General features: G+C 53.8%; 1 protein-coding gene. It reads right to left on the bottom strand.

Features of this window, described 5'->3' with window-relative positions; all coding sequences use genetic code 11:
- Window positions 1-140: 140 nt before the first annotated feature.
- The gene (locus tag NHH03_RS27645; RefSeq protein ID WP_253161598.1) at window positions 141-1,397 is read right to left on the bottom strand and encodes an IS110 family transposase; all 1,257 of its coding nucleotides are present in this window, start codon (window positions 1,395-1,397) and stop codon (window positions 141-143) included.
- Window positions 1,398-1,774 lie beyond the last annotated feature (377 nt).

Genomic DNA, 1,774 nt, shown 5'->3' with positions numbered 1-1,774 from the left:
CAGCGGCTTTCTTGAACCATGGGTTGCAACGGAGACATCTGAGGCATCGTGTCTAGGCGGCGCGGGGATTTGGGCTGAAAATTCCTGACATTGTTTGCACCTGAATTTTGCTGTTTATCGACAGGTTTTCCACTGCTGCTTCACGACGACTTCATCAGCTCGTACAGTGGTGAGCCGGACGCTTTTAATCTCGCGATGTATCGGTCTTCGTCGTATCGCTCCCCGGTCTGCCAGAGTCGGAAGATGATGCGTTGCCATTTGTACGCTAAAGCACGCTTGGCAATTTGGGCCGCGTGTTTTTCTTCTGCGTGCTTTGATTTCTTGTGCTCGTAAAACGCTTTGGCCCAGCGACTCTGGGTAATGGAAAGCCCGGCGAGTTCGTGAAACGTTTGCTTCATGAATTTGGTGCATGCCCAACGCGCATAGACGTGCTTTTGCTTTCCACTTTGTTTTGTAACCGGCGCAATGCCTGATGCTGCCTGTAGCGACTCAGCGTTAGGGAAACGCTGTCGATCGTCTCCGAGGGCGGCAATCAATCTTGCTTGGGTATTCGTGCTGATTCCCGGGAGTGAATCTGCCATTTCAAAGAGGTCGTGTTGAGGAACCAACTCCTTGAGCCGCCCGTCGTAGCGTTTGATGTGCTTGGTCAATATCTGCAATTGCTCGACGATTGCAGCGGCATGCATCGAGGCGGTTGCGATTGTCGCTGGATCGTTCGTTAAAGGCGTCGACTCAATCAGCAGTTTGACGTAGCCGTCTGCCTTGCGTTTTATCCCGATCCCATGGAAGAAGCTTCGAAGTCGTGTTTTGCCGGCCTGCTGTGTTTGCTGAAGTGTTTGGTATTTGGCGAGGAATTTGAGAAAGAACTCGCTGTATGAACGGGCCGGTTTGAGAGCCAATGCGGCGGGAAAATAGCATTTCAGCAATGCAGTCAGGCGGTTCGCGAGGTCGGCACGCTGGTCAACCAGTCGTCGCCGATCTTCGGCGAGAGTGGCAATCTGACGCGTCAGCTCGTTGTTTCGCCGCAGCGGACGCAACTGTTGGCGATAGTGGTCGATGAACTGTGCCAACAGACGTGCATCGAGGGGATCGTTCTTGCCGCCGCCATGCGCAAAAGCCTTCCGGTAGCTGGCCAGTGCTGCCGGATTGACGGGGTGGATTTGAACATCGCTGAACTCGAGCAATGCATTCACGATGGCTCCCTTGGTGGCTTCGATGGCGATCGCAAACACTGCTCCTGGGCAGAGTTGCCGCCATGCCTCAATTTGCTTTTCGATTTCATTGGGATCTTGCTTGAAACTTCCCGAGTGGTTTTCGCCGCCTGGTGCGATGAGATGGAAATCGTGTTGTGTGTCGGCCCAATCGATGCCGACTGAGACAATGGGATGTGTTGCCATGGGAGAGACTCGTGTTGAAGTTGTAAATTTGAAATCGCTTGGATTGGGGCCTGCACGGCGACGTCCTTATGGATGGTCTTTTGGAAAAGGCGTCATCTGAGCAGTCGTTAGGCAGATCCCGTAGCTGATCGCGGCGAAGGTCTCCGTTAAGTCGTCACTGCAGGCAATTCCTGTGTGCGGCGGGCCGGAGTATTCGTCCGTAATCAGCCAAGCGGTGTCCGGGGCACTCGGCCGATCCGAATACCCCTAGGAGCGTAATTGGCACGAATCAAATTTCGCGTCCGCATCTGTTTCCTTTGGCTTTTCCATTGCCTTGAGCTGCGCGACTGGCTCCGGCATGGTCAAGCCATTAAGATGGATGCGGTATGACCATAAGG

The sequence above is a fragment of the Stieleria tagensis genome (assembly GCF_024129865.1).
GTDB classification, from domain to species: domain Bacteria; phylum Planctomycetota; class Planctomycetia; order Pirellulales; family Pirellulaceae; genus Stieleria; species Stieleria tagensis.
This window is presented reverse-complemented; position numbering and strand designations above follow the sequence as displayed.